General features: G+C 51.8%; 18 protein-coding genes and 1 pseudogene. 7 read left to right on the plus strand and 12 right to left on the minus strand.

What is annotated here, in order from left to right; genetic code table 11:
- Positions 1 to 12: 12 nt before the first annotated feature.
- The 9 genes from BN2762_RS21425 to BN2762_RS21465 all read right to left on the minus strand — a co-directional run bounded on the left by BN2762_RS21425 (position 13) and on the right by BN2762_RS21465 (position 9,334).
- Complete coding sequence (locus BN2762_RS21425; RefSeq protein ID WP_055108893.1) at positions 13 to 1,467, minus strand: circularly permuted type 2 ATP-grasp protein; 1,455 nt, start codon at positions 1,465 to 1,467, stop codon at positions 13 to 15.
- Positions 1,442 to 2,398 (minus strand): aminotransferase class IV, encoded by a 957-nt coding sequence (locus tag BN2762_RS21430; protein ID WP_055108894.1) that lies wholly within the window; start codon positions 2,396 to 2,398, stop codon positions 1,442 to 1,444. The genes BN2762_RS21425 and BN2762_RS21430 overlap by 26 nt, the downstream gene beginning before the upstream one ends.
- Positions 2,395 to 3,435, minus strand: a complete 1,041-nt coding sequence (locus BN2762_RS21435) for a C45 family autoproteolytic acyltransferase/hydrolase (protein WP_055108895.1) — start codon at positions 3,433 to 3,435, stop codon at positions 2,395 to 2,397. Before BN2762_RS21435 ends, BN2762_RS21430 begins: the two co-directional genes overlap by 4 nt.
- Positions 3,436 to 3,458: 23 nt before the next feature.
- Complete coding sequence (locus tag BN2762_RS21440) at positions 3,459 to 4,478, minus strand: beta/alpha barrel domain-containing protein (protein ID WP_187386568.1); 1,020 nt, start codon at positions 4,476 to 4,478, stop codon at positions 3,459 to 3,461.
- 93 nt (positions 4,479 to 4,571) lie between these two features.
- A complete protein-coding gene (locus BN2762_RS21445) occupies positions 4,572 to 5,318 on the minus strand; it encodes an iron-containing redox enzyme family protein (RefSeq protein ID WP_074048664.1) in 747 nt (248 codons plus the stop codon).
- 26 nt (positions 5,319 to 5,344) lie between these two features.
- Positions 5,345 to 6,241: an ATP-grasp domain-containing protein gene (locus BN2762_RS21450; protein WP_055108898.1), complete on the minus strand. Its 897-nt coding sequence runs from the start codon at positions 6,239 to 6,241 to the stop codon at positions 5,345 to 5,347.
- Complete coding sequence (locus tag BN2762_RS21455; protein WP_055108899.1) at positions 6,213 to 7,550, minus strand: hypothetical protein; 1,338 nt, start codon at positions 7,548 to 7,550, stop codon at positions 6,213 to 6,215. The genes BN2762_RS21450 and BN2762_RS21455 overlap by 29 nt, the downstream gene beginning before the upstream one ends.
- 250 nt (positions 7,551 to 7,800) lie before the next feature.
- Positions 7,801 to 8,646: a PhzF family phenazine biosynthesis protein gene (locus tag BN2762_RS21460; RefSeq protein WP_055108900.1), complete on the minus strand. Its 846-nt coding sequence runs from the start codon at positions 8,644 to 8,646 to the stop codon at positions 7,801 to 7,803.
- 214 nt (positions 8,647 to 8,860) lie between these two features.
- On the minus strand, positions 8,861 to 9,334 hold the full coding sequence (locus BN2762_RS21465; protein ID WP_055108901.1) for a Dps family protein: 474 nt from the start codon (positions 9,332 to 9,334) through the stop codon (positions 8,861 to 8,863).
- A gap of 285 nt (positions 9,335 to 9,619) precedes the next feature.
- On the opposite strand from BN2762_RS21465, the gene mtnK reads away from it, so the two are divergent.
- The 3 genes from mtnK to BN2762_RS21480 all read left to right on the plus strand — a co-directional run bounded on the left by mtnK (position 9,620) and on the right by BN2762_RS21480 (position 12,733).
- Positions 9,620 to 10,843 (plus strand): S-methyl-5-thioribose kinase, encoded by a 1,224-nt coding sequence (gene mtnK / locus BN2762_RS21470; protein ID WP_055108902.1) that lies wholly within the window; start codon positions 9,620 to 9,622, stop codon positions 10,841 to 10,843.
- Positions 10,840 to 11,961, plus strand: coding sequence for an S-methyl-5-thioribose-1-phosphate isomerase (gene mtnA / locus BN2762_RS21475; protein ID WP_055108903.1), 1,122 nt, complete (start codon positions 10,840 to 10,842; stop codon positions 11,959 to 11,961). The genes mtnK and mtnA overlap by 4 nt, the downstream gene beginning before the upstream one ends.
- 163 nt (positions 11,962 to 12,124) lie before the next feature.
- A complete protein-coding gene (locus tag BN2762_RS21480) occupies positions 12,125 to 12,733 on the plus strand; it encodes a hypothetical protein (RefSeq protein ID WP_055108904.1) in 609 nt (202 codons plus the stop codon).
- An 87-nt stretch (positions 12,734 to 12,820) separates the two neighbouring features.
- Here BN2762_RS21480 and BN2762_RS21485 read toward each other — a convergent pair whose 3' ends face one another.
- The gene (locus BN2762_RS21485) at positions 12,821 to 13,207 is read right to left on the minus strand and encodes a DUF423 domain-containing protein (RefSeq protein ID WP_055108905.1); all 387 of its coding nucleotides are present in this window, start codon (positions 13,205 to 13,207) and stop codon (positions 12,821 to 12,823) included.
- Between the two features lie 171 nt (positions 13,208 to 13,378).
- Between BN2762_RS21485 and BN2762_RS21490 the strand changes: the two genes are divergently transcribed.
- The 3 genes from BN2762_RS21490 to BN2762_RS21500 all read left to right on the plus strand — a co-directional run bounded on the left by BN2762_RS21490 (position 13,379) and on the right by BN2762_RS21500 (position 15,670).
- Positions 13,379 to 13,792 carry a hypothetical protein gene (locus tag BN2762_RS21490; RefSeq protein WP_055108906.1) on the plus strand — a complete coding sequence of 138 codons (414 nt, stop codon included), beginning with the start codon at positions 13,379 to 13,381 and terminating at the stop codon, positions 13,790 to 13,792.
- Between the two features lie 127 nt (positions 13,793 to 13,919).
- Positions 13,920 to 14,789: a DegV family protein gene (locus BN2762_RS21495; RefSeq protein ID WP_055108907.1), complete on the plus strand. Its 870-nt coding sequence runs from the start codon at positions 13,920 to 13,922 to the stop codon at positions 14,787 to 14,789.
- A 26-nt stretch (positions 14,790 to 14,815) separates the two neighbouring features.
- Complete coding sequence (locus BN2762_RS21500) at positions 14,816 to 15,670, plus strand: DegV family protein (protein WP_055108908.1); 855 nt, start codon at positions 14,816 to 14,818, stop codon at positions 15,668 to 15,670.
- A 71-nt stretch (positions 15,671 to 15,741) separates the two neighbouring features.
- Here BN2762_RS21500 and BN2762_RS21505 read toward each other — a convergent pair whose 3' ends face one another.
- Positions 15,742 to 19,371, minus strand: coding sequence for a PAS domain S-box protein (locus BN2762_RS21505; protein ID WP_055108909.1), 3,630 nt, complete (start codon positions 19,369 to 19,371; stop codon positions 15,742 to 15,744).
- Between the two features lie 209 nt (positions 19,372 to 19,580).
- Between BN2762_RS21505 and BN2762_RS21510 the strand changes: the two are divergent.
- A pseudogene (locus BN2762_RS21510) lies at positions 19,581 to 20,249 on the plus strand (DUF444 family protein); the annotation flags it as partial.
- A gap of 12 nt (positions 20,250 to 20,261) precedes the next feature.
- Here BN2762_RS21510 and BN2762_RS21515 read toward each other — a convergent pair.
- Complete coding sequence (locus BN2762_RS21515) at positions 20,262 to 21,800, minus strand: recombinase family protein (protein WP_055108910.1); 1,539 nt, start codon at positions 21,798 to 21,800, stop codon at positions 20,262 to 20,264.
- Positions 21,801 to 21,815: the final 15 nt, after the last annotated feature.

The following is a 21,815-nucleotide window of genomic DNA, read 5'->3' on the forward strand; positions in this document are numbered from 1 at the left end:
ACGCCTTAACCGTCAGGAGCAGCGCTCGTCAGCATGGGCGCAGCAGCCGCCGCAGGAATCGCAGTCCGAACGCGCCCGCTTTGTTCCTGGCGGTGTAGCCAGGCTGTCGTCAATGGAGAAGATCGCCTGTTTGCTTCCGCCCTGGAACACATTCACCTTCAGCTCATCGCTTAATTTGGAGCCGAAGCCCTGAAATTCCCCGCCGAACATGAACAGATCCGCGCTGAACTTCTTATGAATCAGAGAGCGCTCCCCGCCGGAAGGAACCGGAATTTCGGGTGCAGCAATGAGCTCCTGCACGATGTAAGGCTTGTCCCAGCATTGATCGATCAGCTCCTCCCATTTCTCCTGGGTAGTGGACAGGCCGATGACAACCCCTTCCCCTCTGATGTCGTAAGCGGTTTTTAATACCAGCTTTTCCCGATGCAGCTTGAACAGCTTGCGTAACGCCAGCTCATCATGCTCCTCGCCGGGCATAGCAGACAGCTTCCGTGCCCAAGGGATATGCTTGTCGAGTACTCCGCGCTCCTCTGCGGTGAAATGCTTGTGGAAGGCCGGGTCTGAAAGGTAAGCCAGGCAAAGCTTGCTCTCCGTTATAAATCGGGCCTGAAAAGAATTGACATGGCAGACGGCCAGGTCCTCGCAAGCCCAGATCAGATCGGACAGTGCATCGGCATCGCCCAAGAGAGGGATAAAATCGGCGGTGTTTATTTTATTCCAGATCAGCTCAATCCGCTGGTTACCTGCATAAAGCTTGCCTTCCCGGTAGGACAGCTGCCTTGGATCTGCAACAACGGCTTCGATTCCCGATAGGCGAAGAAGCTTGACCATCTCCTTCACCTCGAGGCTGACCCGATTTTCAAGCTGAAGGATTGCCATGCTCCGGAGCTGTGATCCGGGGGAAAACTCCGCAAAGGTTGAAGTCAATTCATGGATAAATGCATCGGGCTTGTGGATGCCCTCCTCATAAATAGGCGGGATATTCTTCAAATAGGTGGAGAGTGACGGAATTTGCCTGAGCACCTTATTGACGCGCCCTGTAAAAATGACGCCAGCCGGGCAATCCGTATTGTTTTCCAGCACCTTGAAGCCCTCCTCGCCCGGCACAAGATACGTATCGAACCGGGATATGCGGATTTTACGATCATAGCCGGGATCGATCCGCACAAGGCGGGAAGCGGCTTCATCCAGCATGAAAAACCGCCGGGTGTCCACATCCTTGTTATAAAGCTGAATGACCTTCTCCAGTATAGCAAGCAGCTTCTCGGCTTCATTTCGTATCCATTCCCGGTCAGAGGACGATAAAATGACGACTCTCGGGTATAGCTGAAACGGCTTGTTTCTATACACATAGCCGTCGTTCTCCAGTCTGCCTTCCAGTTCCCTGATCTCCTCGTCCAGACGGCTCCCTGAGCTGGCCACCATTCGGTTATAATCCTGTTCATATAGGAAGCGCTGCATCTGCATTTTCGATCTCCTCCTTCGGATAAATCACGATATCCTCCACACTTGGTTCCAGGCTTTGTTCCCGGATATATGCCGCATCGAAATATTGCCTCATCAGCAGTGCCGTAACCGGGCCGATGCGCCCGCAGCCTAGCTCATAACGGTCAACGCTCACGACAGGGAGGATTTCCGCCCCCGTCCCGCAGAGAAAAGCTTCATCCGCCAAGTAACATTCCGTCCGGTCCAGCTCCCGCTCATCTGCAGGCAGGCCCAGCTTCTTGGCCCAGTTCAGGATATGCCTGCGGGTGATGCTCTCCAGAATACCGGACGTGACGGCGGGAGTGATCAGCATACCGTTTTTGACGATGAAAAATGCCGCTGTCGGGGCCTCTGCAATTTTACCGTTCTGATTCAGCAGAAGCGTGTTGTCATAACCGTCCGACTTGGCCTGCAGCAGCGCCAGGCGGCCGTTCTGATAATTGGCAATGCATTTGATTCTTGGCGGCATCATATGATCGGATATGCGCTGCCAGGAGGAGACTGAAATATGAATGCCTTGATCCGCATGCGGCTTCCGCTGCATCGGGAAGGCAGCAGCGCTGAGCAGTACGGGTCCCTTCGACTCCAGGGGGCCGTCCGCTTCGACGGAGGCCGCAACCCGGACATAACAATCCTCCTGCAGCCGATTGACCATAATAATGTTGTGAATATTCCGGATCACCCGTTCTTTGCTCCAGTCATGCTCCATCCCCATGATTTTCATGGAGTCCAGTAGCCGATCGACATGCTCGGACAATGAGAACAGGTGCAGCCGCTGCCGGCCGGCATCCCAATAGCCGCGAATCCCTTCAAATACGGAGGCCGCGTATTTCATCGCTGCGGAGCCTACGTGAATGGTCGCTTCGCCATAAGGCACGACCCTGTCGTTTAATTGAATGAAATATTTCGTCATGCCATCCGCCTCCTCTCGAACCGATACACATAAAATGGATCCCTGCAGGGGTAGCCCTTACAGACCCTCATCCTGCCCTCGGCGGGCTCCATAATGACGGAAGCTACCGTCGCGACCTTGCGCGGATTTCCATCCTGATGAACGCAGAGGCTTCCCGGCCCGCTCTCGTGATAAGCGAGCAGCTCCTCGATCTGCCACACTGCCGGGCTGTTGCCGTATTGCCGCAGCTTGTCCTTCGTCCGTTCGAGGCGAGGGTACGTTGAGGTGCCCGGACTCACCAGATCGCAGCGTTTGAATTCCTCATGCAAATAATGATTGGTATGCACCAGAAAGCGATCTTCAAGCACATGCTCGTTGTCAACGGTCATTTCCACGTTAAGCAGACGTCTGCCGTCCGTCATCAGCAGGTTTCTGGAGGATGCGCGGCGAATCCGGCCGATTTCGCGCTTGCATGCCTCCAGGGTCGGCTGATGCAGCAAATGGCGGATTAGAAGATAGGGAGGGACGCCAGCCCGCCACCCCGGACTAAGCACCATATTCAGCCCGATGCCAAGTCCAAGGCTGTTAATGCCCAAATATCCGATTAGACCAACATGCGTATACATCAACAGGTCAGGCTCCTCTCCCGGCGTTCGGACTTCCAGTATCATCCCCAGGTCCGTCAATCGGCCCGCCAAATCGACATTCTGCGCAATGACGGCATGCCCCTCCTGGCTGAAGCAGGCAAACGCGGTGCATTCCAGGCCGGCCGCGATAATCTCTCGCCTAAGCTGGAGCAGCATGCCTTCCCTGTAGCTGATGCCGGCACCCTGTGCCAGCCCTTTGATCTCCTCGGCGAGCTGAGGCGTGCAAGCTTCGATATGCGGAATATAGCTGTCAGCCATACTTAAGGCTTCCTTCAGCGTTAACGGATCGCGTCTGACAATGTTGATCCGGGCGACATGATCACTCAGAAAATCCCGGATATCATGCCGCAGCGTCTCCCCGTATTGCGCTCCGCGCTCAAATGGAGAGCCGCTGACGGCAATATGCTTCAAGGGGCTGTACACCTAAGATCACCTCACAAATGCTGCAGCTCAAGATTGTTTTTTCTGATTTGGGAAGCGGTAAACGCAATATCCTCGCTTGTAATCAGGTTGGGCGGATAATTGCCCAGCCCATATGCGAGCTGTTTCCAGTAGACGTTATGCTCAAGGGATGCATCCATGATCGGCTGCTTCAAATCCGTCGAAAAATTCATCAGGCCAAATAGGATATCTCTGGTCATGGGCGTCATATACTGCTCGGACACAAGTATTTCATCCTGAACGAATTCAGCAGCATCCATCATTTCCACCAGCTTGAAGCCGGCCGTCCCGAAGCAGCGCTCGATATAGGCGGCATACACCTCCGTCGCCAGGTTCCCTCCGCTGCGTCCCATACCGCGCAAAGAGCTGTCGATCCAATCCACCCCGGACTCCAGTGCGGCCATTGTATTGGCCAGGCCCAGAGACAGGTTATTATGCGCATGGAAGCCGACCGGAATCGTCAGCGCAGACTTCAGTACCGTAGCGATGGACTTTACTTGCTCAGGTACCAGATGTCCGTTAGAATCGGCAAAATAGACGATATCGGCGCCGGCAGCCTCTGCTCTTCGCGTCATTTGTTTGATCTCCCGGCTCGTAAAATAAGTGATCCGCACAAAGTTCGCCGAGGTAAACAGCCCTGCTCTTTTGCACTCCCGGATCGTATCCAGCCCCTCCTTCAGGCGGTCCTGCCGGATGCATACGCGTACAAGCGACACTCCCAGCTGCTTCAGGGACTGGAGATCCTCGCCCTGAATATTATGGGGGTGAAGCATGACGACCAGGCGGGCCAGCGGCGCAAATTCCCTTAACGCCGATATATAATCATCGTCCGTAGCCGCCGTCATGCCCAGCCCCGCCGTTCCCTTGGCAGGCCCGTTCCTGTAACCGATCTCGATCCAGTCCACCCCTGCCTTTTGCAGCCCGCTTACAATGTGTTTTGCAGTTTCCAACGAAAAATCAAAACCGTTAACGTATCCGCCGTCTCGCAAGGTTACATCTATCAGCTGGGCCATATAATCCTCCTCCATTTATGAGGGACTCTTAGTTTAATCAGTTAATAGGAAATCCTTATCGTAAGGACTTCCTATTAACCGTTCGGATCGTTTCTAACCGAGCACAGGCTCTGCTTCCGCCTCAATGCCTGTCACGCGAAGGATCGCACTAAAGTGCTTCATGCGTACTTCAATCGATTTATACAGGGCTGCGATCGCCTTCTCCTGGAGTTCCTCCGTAACCGCATATTTGCGGAGAAGATCATACCCGGCTTCCGCATGATCCTCCTCTACCTCCATGTCATGGGAGCTGTGGATCGTAAAATACTGCACACCTTCCTTGTTCAGATTATAAAAATGCTTCATCGCTTCATTCATCGTGCGTCCGTCCCAGGTAACCGGCGGCTGCCCTTCCATATATACGATCAATGCCGCTACCGCCTCTACCAGATGATGATCCGGACCGCAAACCTTGTTGTTCCAGTTGATTACCTCCTGGGATTCAGGCAAAATGTCACAGTTCTCGATATCTTCCCATGTCAGGCCGAATTGCTCGCCAATTTTGAAAAACAGCTCGAGATGCCGCATCGTTCCGGTAAGCTTGCCGGTCTCTTCCTCATAAATGTTCTCAGCCAGCTCCTTGCGCACCTCGACATCCGGAGTTTTCGAATGAATCGCCGAAATATTGCGGGTCCAAAAACTTTTAATATGATAGCGGTGCAGAACAAAATTTTTCAAAAGCTCCGGCGTTGCCTCGCCTTTCATAATAATCTGATAAAGCGGATGGGTAATCTTCTTATTCTCCTCCACGATAGATTTGAGTTTCTCCACGAACTGTTCTGGACTAAGTACCACTTCCATCACTCCTCATCATGATTTTTTGAAATTTATGATGAACTACCATCCTGGACTTTTGCCCCAAATGATAAGTGCACCCTCTGTTCGATCAAGTCGGCTACATGCCTGACGGTCTCCATATGCGGCCAGGTAATCGCGGGCGTGGTGTTCACTTCAATAACAGCGTAATCGTCATCGCCCACTTCCAATAAATCGACGCCGGCGACCGGCGCCTGAAACACGCGGGAGCACTGCTCGGCCAGCTCGATCAGCCTCGCTGTAAGAGGACAGGTCTCCCAGGTTCCCCCGCTGGACAGATTCGTCAGAAAGCCCCCATTCTTCGCGTAACGGAAAAAGGCGAATTCTGCCCTGTAGCCTACGACCCTGACCCGGATGTCCCTGCCAGGCTTGTCCAGGCAGGCCTGTACATACAGCGCTTTATGGTCCCGCAGGTAATCAGGGGCAAGCTTTCTCAGGCTATTTATGTCATCCACCCGCACCACCTGCTCGCCCTTTGCGCCGATGACAGGCTTCAGTACGAGAGGAAATCCCAAGGCATCCGCCGTTTCCTCCAATTGCTCGCAAGAGCCGATGAGCCGCGTTGGAATATGCGGAATCTGATGCTTGGTAAGCAATACCGAGTTCAGGAACTTGTTCTGGCCGCTGCCGAGAACTTCGGATCCGTTGATGACCGGGATCCCGCCTATTTCAAAGGCTCTCAAGAGCCAGAGCCCGTATTCGCGCTGTGAGAGCGATACCCAGCCCAGCACGCAGGTTAAATCCAGTACCCGGTCATTCAAAATAAAACGGATTCCTAATTTATCCATATCTACTGTCACTTCGCAAGGCTTCGCGTAAATGGCGGAATGTCCCCTGTTATTCAAGGCGGCCGCCAGTTCGACAACATCCGATGTTTCCTCACGGCATAAAATGAGGATCGATTTCACGGGCATCCTTCCTTTCCCTTTCTTCGCTGTAAAAGACCGGACCTATTGCCGCGCCGTTCGCGTAATTGATCACGGCGTCTTCCCCGGTATTTTTCGTACGCAAAATGTGGCCGATATGCCGATTTCCAAACAGGTAGCAGCCCCACAAGAGGCTTGCCTGCTCTTCATAAACGACGCCCTGCTCATTCGCGACCACAACAGGACCTAAGGAAGGGGCAACCCTCTCCTGGACGACGGCCCATGCCCCGTACGGCGCAGAGGATAAATAGGAATCGATATAGCTGCTCCACTCTTCCTCGGATGTCTTCCAGCCGCAGACGATGCCTGCTCCCCCGCATCCGTCCGCCGGCTTGATCAGCAGGCTCTCCCTGTTACGCAGGGCATACCCTTTATTCCCGACCGTCAGCAGCCGGGTTTGCGGGATATGTAATCCGATCCATTCCATGTCCTCCGAAGAGAGGCCCGCTTGATAGGCGGGATCGGACAATAAGGCAAACAGCGCCTTGCTTCCGGCAATTCGGCAGGAGAGGCCCATAGGCATTTCTACCAGGCGCTTCTCCACCGCATCAAGTAGATGTTCAAATTCCGAAGGATCTCGCTGCAGGTCCTCCAGATCGAATAGCCGGTAAATGACATCGACCTTCTCGCCGCTCGCATATAGGCCATCCTGGCGAAGCTCAAGCTCCCTCGGCGTGCGCACCATTGCCCGTATTCCGGTGATATCATGAAACCGTCCAGCGAGATCATCCAGCGTCGCCTGCATCGAGGGCATGGAGAAGTCGCTTTCGACAAAAGCCACTAGCGGATTGGAGCGATTCGGCCGAACCGACCGGGCCGTGAGCCAGGCCCATTCCTTCAGCGTATCCAGCCATCCGGCCTCATGCTCGCGGACAGCGCTGTTTACTGAGGACAGCCGGAGCAGGAGCGAATGAAGGGAGGCTTCCAGCAGTCCGCCTACGCTGCTTCCCAGGTTTAATTCCAGCAGCTTCGGCACGCCGCAATCGTCATAAAGGTCGCTTCGTACCAGTACGTGCTGGCTGTCCAGACGGGGACAGGCTTGAACCCAGCGCAGCACCGCGTCCGAATAACCTAGCCAGCGGGCGGCGCGTACCATATCTCCGCCGAACAACCGCTCGACGGTTAAACCGATCAGGTTCAGCAGCTTCTTCGTCGCATCGGCTTCCTGCTTCATTTGTGCAGCGTCCCGGATTTGCGGCGAAATTATGAGCCGCGGTTTATTGGCCAATGCTTGCCCAGCCCGGTTAAACATTTCTTCTACTTCGTTCGCCGTTGGAAGAATCGGTTTCATCAGTTTCCTCCAATCTTGGATTGATATTGAGCTATATCAACAACCAATTTCATTCAAATTATCCATTAGATGTATTAAATATATCACACTAAAATGTAAAATGTTGTTATTTTTTGTATTTTTTAAAAATTTTATTTTATTTTTAAGATTCGTAGATAAGGAGAATAAAATAGAAAAGCAGTGCTTTGAAAGAGACATAGCCTCTTTTCAAAAGCACTGCTTCAGTTCTTCATAATGATCAGATTATCCGCTATATCAAATGCAGAACGGAGCCGCCAATTTCCACGTTTTCCTCTTTGACCTCCACGCGGATTTCACTTTCAGCACCGACATGCTTGCCCTGGCGGATTGCATATGCGGCCGGCCCTCCCTCCCGGTACAGGAGGTCGGCAAGCGCCCCTGCCGCCACACCGGTCGCAGCATCCTCCGCAATGCCGAACAAGGGATTAAAGCCGCGGGCATGGATGCAGGCAGCCGCAGAATCCGGCCCCTTCCCGGTCGGCTCTGGATAGGCATAAGCGTATACCCCGTTTATACGGTGCTTTTCGCTCCAGTCCTTGATTTTCTCGAAATCAGGGGCCATTCCATCCAGGACGCTGAAGTGACGCAGCGGAACCAGCAATTTAGGCGAGCCTATGCTGGCCGCGCAAAAAGGAGCATCCTTGGAAATATCCTCAGGCTCCACCCCCAGCATATGCGCAGCTTCGATCTTATCCGGGGCCAAATCCAGACGGCGCGCCCGTTCCGTCCGAAAATAATAATGACCCTGCGGAGATTTGCGAATATCAATGGGCGTACCTGTTCCGGAGGAAGCGTGTATGCGGTTCCGCTCGCATTGCTGCAGCATAAAAGCGCCTGCGGCCAGAGTCCCGTGCCCACAGAATGCCATTTCCTTCTCCTTTGAGAAATACCGCAGGACAGCGTCCCTCTCTTGACCGCTGCTCCATTGCACGAATACCGTTACAGGCGCGCCGGAGCCCCTCGCTATTTCCAGCAGCTCTTCATCATGTTCTCCGTTATGCTGGACAACAGCCGCCGCATTTCCTTGGCTGAGATCATCGGTAAACACTTTGTATACCTTAATAACCTGCGTCATACAGCTAGCCCCCTCACCAACAAAGCTATCGTAGTTCAATACTACCTCGTCTGCCTCCCATGTCAACCTGTTTTTTCCATTTCCAAAAAAACAGCTGTACCGTATTTAGTGCAATTCTTCTTGCGACTAGAGATGGGTCCATCTCCGCCGTAAGCGCAAAAGGGCTGGATCGCTAAACGATCCAGCCCCCGATATCCATTGCAAGCGTAATAGCCTATCCCAAATAGGAGCGAAGCATCCACATATGCTTCTCCAAATCCCCCTTAAAGCCGGTCAATAAATCCGCTGTCGCTTCATCGCCTGCTTGGTCGGCAAGCTCAATGCCTTCCTGGAACGATTCAGACAAGGTCGCGAAATCCTCTATCAGCGTCTGAACCATAGCCCGCTCATCCTCCTTGCCTGTGGCCTCCTGAATCGTGGCGATTTCCAGATACTCCTTCATCGTAGCAGCCGGGCTGCCTTTAATTGTGAGGAGACGCTCTGCTACGGCATCCATTTTCTCCGTAACCTCATCGTAGAGCTCTTCAAATTTAACATGCAGCGTGAAGAAGTTCTCCCCTTTCACATACCAATGGTAATTGTGTATCTTAACATACAGCACGTTAAGGTTAGCGACCTGCTCGTTCAGAACCTGCTCCAAACTTGTTTTGCCCGTCTTGCTTGCAGACTTTGAATCAGCCTTAGCCATAATGAAATCCCTCATTTCTTTCGTAATAATTATATGTTCACCCCAGAGCATGCAAATCATGCCTGAAATGAATGCAAGTTATACACCGGGCACCAGCACCCATATTATTATGTTACCCGACCGGAGTTTTTACGAAACAACATACATCACTACAGCCTCTATTAAAAAAGTAATGCTAATATCATACTTTTCCGATATACTAACTTTAAACTAATTATAAATGAAGTTTTCTATATTTAAATATAGAAACAATTACAAAAACAATTTATTCGGAGGTGCCTTATCATGTCCGCCTATCATCCCTTTTCCTTAGAAGACGCTATCGCCTATGCTAGGTCGATTCCCGGCTTCTTCGCGGCCGATGCCGCCCTTACCTGCGAAGAAATCGGGGATGGCAATTTGAATCTGGTGTTCAGGATTGCCGACCCCAAGCAAAAGAAGAGCCTGATCATCAAGCAAGCTCTGCCTTATGCCAAGGTTGTCGGCGAATCCTGGCCGCTCAGCCTCGACCGCGCCCGCATTGAACGGGAAGCGCTGATCATCCAGCATCAGCTCTGCCCGGAGCTGGTGCCCGCCGTCTACGGGGGCGACGACGAGCTGGCGGTCACGGTCATGGAGGATCTGTCCGGTTATACGATCATGCGCCAAGGCTTGATCCAAGGCAGCACGTATGAGCGCTTTGCAGAGCATATCGGCAGCTTTATCGCCACGACTCTGTTCTATACCTCCGATCTTGGCATGAACCAGCAGGAGAAGAAGCTGCAATCGTCCAGATTCATCAACCCCGATCTATGCAAAATCACCGAGGATTTAATCTTTGAAGATCCTTACCGGGATGCCGAGAATAACAATTTTACCGAGGACATCCGGGAGGAAGCCGAGAAGCTGTGGCATGACCAGGCTCTTCATCTCGAGGTCGCCTTGCTCAGAGAGAAGTTTCTGACGCATGGGGAGGCGCTGCTGCACGGCGATCTTCACACCGGAAGCATCTTCGTCACGGCCGATTCGACCAAAATCATCGATCCCGAATTTGCTTATTATGGGCCGATGGGCTTCGATATCGGAGCGGTTATCGCAAATCTATTGCTGAACTATGCCGCACAGCCAGGCTGGAGCAGCAGCAACGATATTCTTGAAGAGCGCCAGGCATGGCTGCTTACGACGATTGTCGGCGTATGGAACCATTTCGAGCAGCATTTCCGCCGGCTATGGGACGCCAACGGCATCGATATGATGTCGAAGACACCCGGCTATCAGGATCTCTACCTCAAAAAAGTACTGAAGGACGCCATCGGATTTGCAGGCTGCAAGGTGATTCGCAGAATCGTCGGCTTATCCCATGTTGCGGACGTTGACACAATCGCAGACGAACGTTCCCGCCGCCAAGCCAAGATCACGGCGCTGGAGATCGGCAAGCAGCTGGTAAAAGGCGGAAGATCCGCATCCTCCATCACCGAAGTCATCGCATGGGCCAAAGCTGCAGCAGCCAAGGAGGGTGCTAACGTATGAGTGGGCGAAGCAGCAGAAATACCGGACCAACACGAATAGAGGGGCGTCAAGAACCTCTTCTTAGCCTCCGCTGGAGTGAAGGCAAGCTCCTGATGCTTGATCAGCGGCTGCTGCCGGAAGAAATCGTATTCCTGGAGTTAACGGCTCCCGAGGAGGTATGGGAGGGCATTCATGCCATGAAAGTGCGCGGAGCCCCTGCCATCGGCATAGCCGCCGCTTACGGCGTCGTGCTGGGAGCGAACTCCTATCAGGGAGACGAAGACAGATGGCTGGAGCATGTGCTGTCTACCGCCGAGTACTTGGCAACCTCGCGCCCGACGGCAGTTAACCTGTTCTGGGCGCTTGACCGAATGAAGGAGCGGGCGGAGCAGCTTGCAGCGGCTCAGCACAGCCGTGAGCTGCGCGACGAGGGCTTGCTCGCCGAGGCGATAGCGATTCATCGCGAAGATGAAGAGGTATGCCGGAAAATCGGGGAGCATGCGCTTCCCCTGTTTACTTCAGGCATGGGGGTCTTGACCCACTGCAACGCCGGGGGACTCGCTACCGCGAGATACGGAACGGCTCTAGCGCCGTTCTATCTCGCACAGGAGCAGGGCATTGAATTGAAAATCTACGCTGACGAGACCAGACCAGTCCTCCAGGGAGCAAGGCTGACCGCATTCGAGCTGCAGCAGGCGGGAATCGATGTAACCCTCCTCTGCGACAATATGGCCGGACTCGTCATGTCCAAGGGCTGGATCGATGCTGTCATCGTAGGGACGGACCGGATTGCCGCCAACGGAGATGTCGCGAACAAAATCGGGACTTATAGCCTAGCCGTCCTGGCCAAGGCGCATAATATTCCTTTTTATGTCGCGTCCCCGCTCTCGACGATCGATCTGGGTACTGAAAGCGGCGAGCTCATCCCGATTGAAGAACGGGCCGAGCATGAAGTGACGGAAGGGTTCGGTAAACGAACTGCCCCCGCCGGCATCAAAGTGTACAATCCTTCATTTGACGTCACACCGAATCATCTGGTTACGGCCATCATTACAGAGAAAGGCATTGTCAAACCGCCATTCCGGGATCATTTGGCAGCCCTCTTCAATGACAAGGACGATTCCCTAAAATCGTTCTAATTGATACGGTTTTTCACACCTTTTGGTATATTCAAAAAAAAAGTATCAAAATGAATCATTAGGACTATGATTGTCCCGCGAGCGGTGCTATGATTAATGGGTGATTTTATGAATACCTGACATCTTAGGGCAACGATACTCAACATGCATTTCTGGGGGACTTATGGATAATCAAACGAATAATGATCATGAACAATTAGGGTATTTATTTAACGTGGAGATTCTGGTCAAAGGCAAGTCCAACGCTGCCGCGCTTCAATCCTTGCTGCAGGTGCTCAACAGCGGTGAACCAATTATCGACTACCGGATCAACTCAGGGATTGAGCTTGGCCAAATCATAGAATCGCTTCTAGCCACTAAGAAGCAATCCATAATCTCCGGATCCTATAATCGGCTTTCGATGAAGGCGCCGGGCAAGCCCGAAGCTCCCGGCAAGCCTAAAGACAGAACCGGCAATATAACGCCTGACATAACAACCGACAAAACTACTGATAAAACGAAGGCTCCTGATAAAGCCGAACTGTCGCCGAATGTGGAAGACCGTTTCGCCGCCGTCGCCATGAGCGGAAATTTCCAGGATTGGATTCAAAGATATATTTCCGAGAATCGGCTGGTTCGGATCTTGATCAATCGCAATGGAGAACGCACAAGCATTCCGTGCCGCATTCTGAATTTCCAATCGGAAACCTACGCCATCAATGTCTATCACGTCGACGAGAAGCAGGTATACACTTTTATGCTGAGCGAAGTCATTGATTTCATCGATACGTAGAATCCAAGCACTGGGCTCGCTCCAAAACGAAAACAAATGCTGCGCTGTCCTTTCCGGATAGCGCAGCATTTCGATTTCACGGTCCTGTTACTTTTTTCCTGTCCCGGCAGCCCCCCACGCAGACAGCGCGAGCAGCAGCCAGCCTGCAATGAAGGATACCCCGCCTAGCGGAGTGACCGGACCAAGCCATTTCCATCCCGCTACCGCCAGCAAATACAGACTGCCCGAGAATAGAATGATCCCGATCAGAAACAGCCATGCCGACCAGCGCAGCTTGCCGCTGTCGCCCCATACACCGGCTGCGAGCGCAGCAAGAATTATTCCCAAGCCATGAATCATATGATATTGAACCCCAGTCTTATACGTCTCAATCGAATCTCCGATGACCGGCTCCAGCACATGAGCTCCGAAGGCTCCGAGCGCCACGGCCGCCAGCATTACAATTGCGCCGATCCCGGCTATCGTTCGCTGCATACCTTATCCCTCCTCACAAAAAATCACGATTTACCTGCTATCTATCATAACTCAGACGGCTGCGCCTTTGCCAGAACTGGCACGAAATGAATTTTTTTCTTGATTTTTTAACGAATCTGTGGAAGATTATACGTTAACGTACCAAATTTCTACAAAGGAGCTTGATTATTAATGAATTATGAACCTGGGGCTCAACCAAGCCCTAACCAAGCTTATGCCGCATCGGCCCAGCCTTTGGCCCCTCTGAAGCATTCCGGGCTCGGTATCGCCTCATTCGTTATGAGCATCATTGCGGTAATCGGCTATTTCGCAGCTTTCTTTATGATCATTGCTGCCATCGGCCAGGCCGTTCAAAACCCGGCCTACATCGAGCAGAGCCTCATGGAAGATCCTGCGGCAATCCTTGGCATCCTAGCGTTATTCGGAGCAGCCATTATCAATTTGATCGCTCTTATTCTAGGAATCATCGGACTTGTAATTAAAAACCGCAAAAAAGTATTCGCCATCATCGGAACCATTCTTTCCGCGCTGTCCTTGCTCATGATTGTTTTCTTCTACATCATCGGCACTCTGCAGCAAGTATAAGTCCATAAGTCCGTTGCCCCCACGTTAGCCTGAACGAAGTTATCGTGGGGGCAATTTATTTGAGATGTTAAACCCTCGGGCTTTTTGATAAAATAAAGCTGGACTATCTGAATTTAAGGAGATACTTATGGCACAAGTTAAAATTTTTGCGGACAGCACGTCCGATCTGCCGGCCTCTTGGGGTGAGGAGTACGGCATCGGCATCATTCCGCTGTATGTCGTCTTTAATGATCAGACCTACCGCGACGGCATCGATATTACTCCCGAGGGCATATACGAGAGAGTCGCCGCCGACGGGAACCTGCCGAAGACGACGGCACCGTCTCCCAAGGACTTCATGGACGCGTTTGCTCCGCATATCGAGCGGGGACACGATATCGTCTATATCAGCATCTCTTCCAGCCTGTCATCCACTTACCAGAATGCGCTCATTGCGGCTGGCGAGTTCCCCGAGGGACGGGTACATGTCGTAGACTCGCTTAATTTGTGCAGCGGGATCGGACTCTTGGTCATGAAAGCGGTCAAGGCTTCTCGACAGGGACAAAGCGCTGCCGAGATCGTATCTTTGCTTGAACGCTCCAGACAACGGGTAAGCACGGAATTCGTCATCGATACGCTGGAGTATTTATACAAGGGCGGCCGCTGCTCAGGCATGCAGAACTTCATCGGCAGCCTGCTCCAAATACGTCCTGTGCTCAAAGTCGTCGACGGAAGCATTATTCCAGCCTACAAGGTCCGCGGCAAGAAAGAGAAGGCCGTCCAGCAAATGCTAGACAATGCCCTTGCCAAGAAGGAGCAAATGGACGATGATTTAATTATCGTGGCCCATACCCTTGCCGGGGAAGAGGCTCGCAAACTCGCAGCTATTCTCAGAGAGCAGACCCCGGCCCGTGAAGTGGCAATCGCCGAAGCCGGCTGCGTCATCTCCAGCCACTGCGGTCCTCATACCGTGGCGATCATGTACATGAACAAGGGCCCCGAAGACCGAATCGGATAATCCGAAACTCACTTGGAGGGATCACTTTGAGAACGATAAGAATATTTGCGGACAGTACCTGCGATCTTCCAGCAGCCTGGATCAAGGAATACGACATCGGCATCGTTCCGCTCTACGTTACGTTCGATGAAGAGATGTACAAGGATGGAGTCGACCTGACAACCCCGCAGCTGTACAGCAAGGTAGCGAAGCTCGGGCGCTTGCCAAAGACGGCGGCACCGTCTCCGGCAGATTTTGTCCAGGCCTTCACCCCCGCAATCGAGCAAGGACAGCAAGTCATATACATAAGTCTGTCGTCCGAGCTATCCTCAACCTATCAGAACGCCCTTATCGCGGCAGAGGAGTTTGAGGAGGGACAGGTCACCGTTTTTGACTCGCTCAATCTGTCCACCGGGATCGGATTGCTCGTCATGAAAGCCGTGAGGGCTGCCTCCGAAGGGCATAGCGTTCCGGAAATCATAGCTTTGCTTGAGAGAACCAGACCCCAGGTCGAGACGGAATTCGTCATTGACTCGCTGGACTATTTGTACAAAGGCGGCAGATGCTCCGGAATGCAGAATCTCGTAGGAAGCCTGCTCAAAATCCGTCCAGTCATCAAGGTCATCGACGGAAAAATGTCGCCCGTCTCGAAAATCCGCGGCAGCCGGGAGAAAGTGCTTGATCAGTTGCTTAACAACGCCTTGGCAAAAATCGAGAACATGGATAATGATATTATATTCATTACCCATTCTCTAGCCGATGAAGACGCCGTCCACCTGCAGCGCATATTGCAAGCGAAGACGAAGGCCAGGGAGGTCGCCATTTCGGATGCGGGCTGCGTCATTTCAAGCCATTGCGGAGCCAAGACGATCGGAATTTTATATACGAAATCGATTCAGTAGCATAGACGAAGAAGCCAGCGATCGAGACCGATCGGCGGGCTTCTTTCTTTTGTCGCTTCATTCAGACTCGATTACGGCTTGCCCAGCCTGCGTCTCCATTCCTGAAGCAGCCGGGCAACCTCCTGGCCGCAAATCGGCTTCATTAGGAAGCCGGTCATCCCGCTGGCGAGGCAGCGCTCGCGCTGCTGCTCGATCATCTCAGGACTGCTCATGCCGATAATGACTGGCATTCGGTCCACCGGCGCCCATTGCCTGATTAAGCGAGCCGCCTTGATGCCGTCCATGACCGGCATCTCAATGTCCATGAATATCAGATCGTAGGACCGGGCAGCTATGGCCTCCACCGCTTCAACGCCGTTATGGGCTACATCTGGCGCATACCCGTGCTTCTCAAGCATTTGGACGAAAATCTGACAGTTGACCGGATGATCCTCGGCGACGAGCAGAGAGAATGTGCTGTCACGGGGATCGGAATCGTCCGGCTGTCCCAAGTCCGTACCCTCAGCGACCTGGGCCCGGGCAGCTTCTTCCGAGAGCCCGGATGCTCCTGCGGCGATCTCCGGCTTCGCTTCAGGCAAGCCGGATTCGAAGCCGGAAGGCCTGGTCTTCTGCGGATAACCTCGCCGCTCCAGCTGGTGCCCCAAGGCTCGCCCTTCGCACTCCTGCTCCTCTTCCCGCTCCCCGCTGATCAGCGTAAAGCGAAACGTCGAGCCCTCTCCCTCCCTGCTCTCAACCGTAATCGTTCCCCCCATCAGCTCAACCATTTTTTTGCAAATGGCCAATCCTAGTCCCGTTCCACCGTATTTTCGATTAATGACGGGATGAACCTGGGAGAAGGATTGGAACAGCTTATGCTGCTGATCCTCCGGAATGCCGATCCCCGTGTCGCTTACGCTGACCTCCAGAAGAACGGAGGAGGGAGTCTGCGCCTCTTTTTTGACAATCGTCACGACAATTTCACCCTGCTCCGTGAACTTTAAGGCGTTGCCGATCAGATTTACAAGGATCTGCCGCAGCCTGACAGGATCGCTCATGACAAGGTCCGGAACATCCGGTGCAATGTCATAGGCCAGTGTGATATTCTTCTTGTCCGCACTGGGCAGAAACAGCTCTATTACACTCAGCACGCTGGCCTTCAAATCAAAGAGCTCATATTCAAGCGCCATCTTGCCGGCCTCGATCTTGCTGAAATCCAGCACATCGTCCAGTATCGCCAATAAGGCGTGGCTGCTGCTGGAGATAATATCGGCGTAGTATCGCTGCTCTTCATTAAGCTCGGTCTCCAGAAGCAAATCGGTCATGCCGATGACGCCGTTCATCGGGGTGCGAATCTCATGGCTCATCGTAGCCAGAAATTCCGATTTGGCCAGCGCCGTCCGCTCTGCCGATTCCTTCGCGCGCAGAATTTCCCGCTCGCCCGTTATATCGTGGAACACGACAACCGCCCCGACGATTTGCCCCCTTTCGATCATCGGATTGACCGTATACTTCACAAGGAAGCTGGAGCCGTCCCTTCTCCAGAACACATCCTCGTTCACCGCCCGTGAAATGCCATCCTTCATCGTCTGGATAATCGGGCACAGCTCCTCCGGATAATCCGTTCCCTCGCTCGTCGTATGGTGGATCAGGAAGTGATCCGATTGCCCGATAAAATCCTCCTGCTTATACCCGAGCATTTTCGCCGCGGCCTTATTGATGAAAACCGTTCTCCCGTTCTCATCTAGACCGTATATCCCTTCGGATACCGATCCCAGGATGAGAGAGTGCAGATAGCTAAGCTTCTCGATCTGCTCCACATAACGCTTTCTTTCCGTAATGTCATTCGCCATACCGTATACCCCGACAACGCGCCTGTCGACCATAATCGGCACATTCGTGACGGCAATTTCGATCTTTGTTCCATCCTTATGGATAACTACCGTTTCATAGGTTTGCGGCTTGCCTTCCTTCGCCAGCTCAAAATGATGCACAGTCTTAACCAAATCGTTCGGGTCGATCAGATCATGGAAGCACATCGTTGTCAGCTCTTCCCGGCTGTAGCCCGTCAAATGCTCGAAATTGGAATTCAGCGTCAGGTACCGGCCAAGCAAATCCATGGAGTATACGCTAGCCGGACTGTATTCAAACAGGGATTTATAACGCTGCTGGCTCTCCTGCAGCCGCCGCTCGCTTTCTTTGCGCTCCGTCACGTCCCGCGAAATGACGATCATCTCGTCAATTTCGCCAGTCAATTGATCATAGCGGTATCTCCCCGTACTCTCAAACCAAATATACTGCCCATCCTTACATCGTATCCGGTAGGTTACCGTATAGACCTTCCGGGACTTCATCTGCGACTCCAGGTACTCCTTAACGACCTGCACATCCTCGGGATGGAAAAAATCATACATGCTGCGGCCAGCCATTTCCTCGGGATTGTAGCCAAGCAAGCTTACCGAGGACTGCGAAGCGAATAAAAACACGGCCTGTTCATCCGCCGTATGCCGGGAGATCAAATCCATGGAATATTCGGAAATGAGCCTGAATTGACGCTCGCTCTCCCGGAGCGCCGCCTCGATCTTCTGACGGTCCGTAATATCCTGTACGACCCCGATAATCCTTGCGGGAGCGCCGCTTGAATTGTATTCTATCGTCGCCTGCGAACGAATGACCTGAAGCTCCTCGGATTCAAGCACGATCCGGTACGTGATTTCAAAGGGAGTTCCCTGCAGGATATCGCTCATCGCTTGCTCGTATGCCGGGAGATCCACAGGGTGAATTCTCTTGCCAAGCGCTTCGTTCATCTCCGGCAGGCTGCAGAACTTCTGCCGGAAGATCCGGTCAAACTCGGCGGAGGTTGAGAAACGCCCGGTAAGCATGTCCAAATCCCATGAACCGATGACGGCGAGCCTTTGTGCTTGCGCCAGCGTCTCCTCGCTTTTGCGCAGCTTGATCTCCGCCTCCTGCCGAGCTGTAACGTCCCTCGCGATCGCAAGTATCTTCCTCGGAACGCCATGCTCATCGTATATTTTTCGTATCCTAGTTTCGACCCAGACTTGTCCGCCGTTCTTGTGCTGCAGTAAATCGATCACAACAGAACGGTCATTGACCCAGCGCCCTTCCTCTTCCGAAGGCCTCCTCTCGCGCTGAACGATCAATTCCCTGAAGTTCTTACCAATCAGCTCATGCGGTTCATAGCCGAGCAAATTGCGGACCGCCGGAGAGATCGACAGGCAGTTGCCCTCCAGATCGGTAGAAGCGATCACATCCTCCGCATAGGTCGAGACGAGCTCATAAAGCTTCCGTGACTGCTCCAGGCTCTCCTGCACAGCCTTAGCTTCCGTAACATCCTTGGAGATCGAATATACCCCGATCACCTCGCCGTCATGGACGATAGGGACATAGGTGATGTACACATCGCGAAGTTGTCCGTCCCTGCGCTTGAAGGAGGCCTGGAAGCTTCCAGATTCCCCTTTCAATGCCCGTGAGAAGCATTCATCCTTCTTCTTCCTTCCCTGCTCGCAAAACAGCCGCTCTAGCGGAAGCCGTACAAATTGCTCGGGCGGATACCCCGTAATCCTTTCGGTTGCCGGGTTGGCATCCACGTAATTCCCTTCCACATCAATGACACAAATGGCATCCGGGTGATGGACATACAAGGATTTGTATGTCCCCCCTTCTGAGAGTAATTGCTGAAGTAATCCATTTTTATCGTTGATCACAGTGAGGGCTCCTTTTCTCGCATTTTGTCATTGCTACAATTTTAACCGATTGTCCTCGCGAAAGACTAGGGACCCAACACCTATCCGCGTTCGTCTGTCGATTCATGCGAAGTACACGATCTCCCTCACATATCGCTCCCTCTCCTGAATATACTTTAGTTACATCCAATTTCTTTGTTTCCAATTATATTTATTGGGAGGTGTCCATCATGCCATCTACACCTGGCCCGTACTCATTCATCGTTTCCAAGGAAGACTGGTCCCTTCATCGCAAAGGTTATCAGGATCAGCAGCGCCATCAGGAGAAAGTACGGGAAGTGATCAGGCAAAATCTTCCCGACCTTATCACTGAAGAAAGCATAATCATGTCCGACGGTAAAGGGATCGTCAAGGTCCCTCTCCGCAATTTGGAGGAATACCGGTTTATCCATAATTATCAGAAGCATAAGCACGTAGGACAGGGGAACGGGGACAGCCAAGTAGGAGATGTACTCGCCCAGGATGATCCGAAGGAAGGAGGCAAAGGCGGCAAGGCAGGCAACAAGTCCGGGCAAGACATCGTCGAGGCCGAGATCAATATCGAGGACTTGGAGGAGCTGCTATTTGACGAGCTGGAGCTGCCCTACATGGAGGAGAAGGACAAGGAAGAGCTGGAGACATCCTCGGTCCGCTTTAACGATGTCCGCAAAAAAGGGCTCATGTCCAATATCGACAAGAAACGCACCATTCTAGAAAATCTCCGCCGCAATGCCACCTCAGGCTCGCCCGGAATCCACGGCATTTCCCCGGACGATCTGCGCTACAAGACATGGGAGGATGTCGTCGTCCCGAGGTCGAGCGCTGTCATTATAGCCATGATGGATACTTCGGGATCGATGTGATATTCACAATTAACTAAACAGTTTGATCCTATATTCAATATCGATATGATTGTTTTCGAGGTCGATTTTTTTTATTAATTCATGGAGGATAGTTCTCAATCTTCCGATATCTGATATGTCGAGTTCCAGGAATTCAGTGATTATTTTATAAATGTTGGCCGTTTCATTCGATACAGCTTCGATGGCAGAAATTTGATTAGTAATTATGTTTACCTCTTCCTCGATACCCTCGGCTTTCGTCTTCAGTTCAATCATCTGTTCCTTATACATAGCCTCCGGAAAAAGATCCCTTTGATCAAAAAGGTCCCGCTGATCTCTGTATAGCCTGTCGAGAAGTTTCATTCTTGACTTTTTATCTTCCTCAAGACGTGCGATATCGCTACTCCTGTTATTGAATGCAGCTAGTTTATTTTTGTCCAACGTTCTCACTCGATTCCGAACAATTTTAATCACATCGGACTCCAACTCGTCAGCATTAACATTTGCTTGAGGGCATGCATCTCTACCGTATTTATGGTACGTTTTGCAAATATAATACCGATATTCCTTATCTTTAAAAGATCGTTTTTGACAAACCATCCCTTGGCCACACTTTTTACAAAACAAAATCCCAGTTAACGGGTGATAGGCGCGCCGCGGCTCCCTGTGATGCGTACGTTCACTTAGAATGCCTTGTGCTCTATAAAATACTTCTTCACTGACCAGAGGTTCATGCGTATTTTTTACAATAGTCCAGTCGGACGGGTCTATTTTCTGGACAACTTTCTTTTTGGTCATCCTACCAGTGTCATCATAGTTACGCTGAAGAACGTTTCTTCTTTTTCCGTATACCGTATGACCAATATAAGCTTGATTCTTTAGAATTCGGTTAATCGAAGTCCTGCTGAACAGGTTTCCATCACGTGTACGTTCTCCCTTATCATTCAAAGTTTTTGCAATTGAAAAAGTACCCATACCTTTCTCAGTGTATAAATTAAATATCGTCTGAACAATGTGTCCCGAATCTTGGTCGACTTCTAATTTCTTTGTTTCGCTATTCAACTTATAGCCAATCGGAGCATCTGTATTCCATTGCCCCCGGCGGGCTTTTTGTTTTTTAGCGCTACTAACCCGAACAGATATCTTTTTACTCTCCTGCTCGGAAAGAACAGACAGAATATCAAAAGTAATGTTGTCTTTATTATTACTGTCGTAGTTGTCGTTGATCGCTATAACCCGTACCCCATATTGTTCAAACATCCCGATGATCGCGGGATTTTCCTGTTTATCTCTTCCAACACGGCTCACTTCTTTGAATATCAATACCTTACACCGACCGCTTTTTGCTTTTTCGATAGCGTTTTTCATGGCCTCTCTATCAAAAACGCTCGTATAGTAACCTGAAACAGCATTATCTACAAAAATACAATCCTCATCGAGGTAATATGTATCCCCTAGCCGGCTTATAAATTCCTCACCTTGGCTTAATTGATTTTCAACTGAATCGCCTTGCTTGTCCGTACTTACTCTGGCATAAATTCCACATGGGATCTTATTCGTTGTTTCCAAGCCAATATTCCCCCT

The sequence above is a fragment of the Paenibacillus ihumii genome, assembly GCF_001403875.1.
GTDB lineage: Bacteria > Bacillota > Bacilli > Paenibacillales > Paenibacillaceae > Fontibacillus > Fontibacillus ihumii.

Coding starts and splice junctions, on each gene's coding strand:
- BN2762_RS21485 (WP_055108905.1), bottom strand. CDS start 13,207: ATGCAGCGAACGATAGCCGGGATCGGCGCAATTGTAATGCTGGCGGCC.
- BN2762_RS21460 (WP_055108900.1), bottom strand. CDS start 8,646: ATGACGCAGGTTATTAAGGTATACAAAGTGTTTACCGATGATCTCAGC.
- mtnA (WP_055108903.1), top strand. CDS start 10,840: ATGAGTGGGCGAAGCAGCAGAAATACCGGACCAACACGAATAGAGGGG.
- BN2762_RS21455 (WP_055108899.1), bottom strand. CDS start 7,550: ATGAAACCGATTCTTCCAACGGCGAACGAAGTAGAAGAAATGTTTAAC.
- BN2762_RS21495 (WP_055108907.1), top strand. CDS start 13,920: ATGGCACAAGTTAAAATTTTTGCGGACAGCACGTCCGATCTGCCGGCC.
- BN2762_RS21490 (WP_055108906.1), top strand. CDS start 13,379: ATGAATTATGAACCTGGGGCTCAACCAAGCCCTAACCAAGCTTATGCC.
- BN2762_RS21465 (WP_055108901.1), bottom strand. CDS start 9,334: ATGGCTAAGGCTGATTCAAAGTCTGCAAGCAAGACGGGCAAAACAAGT.
- mtnK (WP_055108902.1), top strand. CDS start 9,620: ATGTCCGCCTATCATCCCTTTTCCTTAGAAGACGCTATCGCCTATGCT.
- BN2762_RS21425 (WP_055108893.1), bottom strand. CDS start 1,467: ATGCAGATGCAGCGCTTCCTATATGAACAGGATTATAACCGAATGGTG.
- BN2762_RS21480 (WP_055108904.1), top strand. CDS start 12,125: ATGGATAATCAAACGAATAATGATCATGAACAATTAGGGTATTTATTT.
- BN2762_RS21440 (WP_187386568.1), bottom strand. CDS start 4,478: ATGGCCCAGCTGATAGATGTAACCTTGCGAGACGGCGGATACGTTAAC.
- BN2762_RS21430 (WP_055108894.1), bottom strand. CDS start 2,398: ATGACGAAATATTTCATTCAATTAAACGACAGGGTCGTGCCTTATGGC.
- BN2762_RS21445 (WP_074048664.1), bottom strand. CDS start 5,318: ATGGAAGTGGTACTTAGTCCAGAACAGTTCGTGGAGAAACTCAAATCT.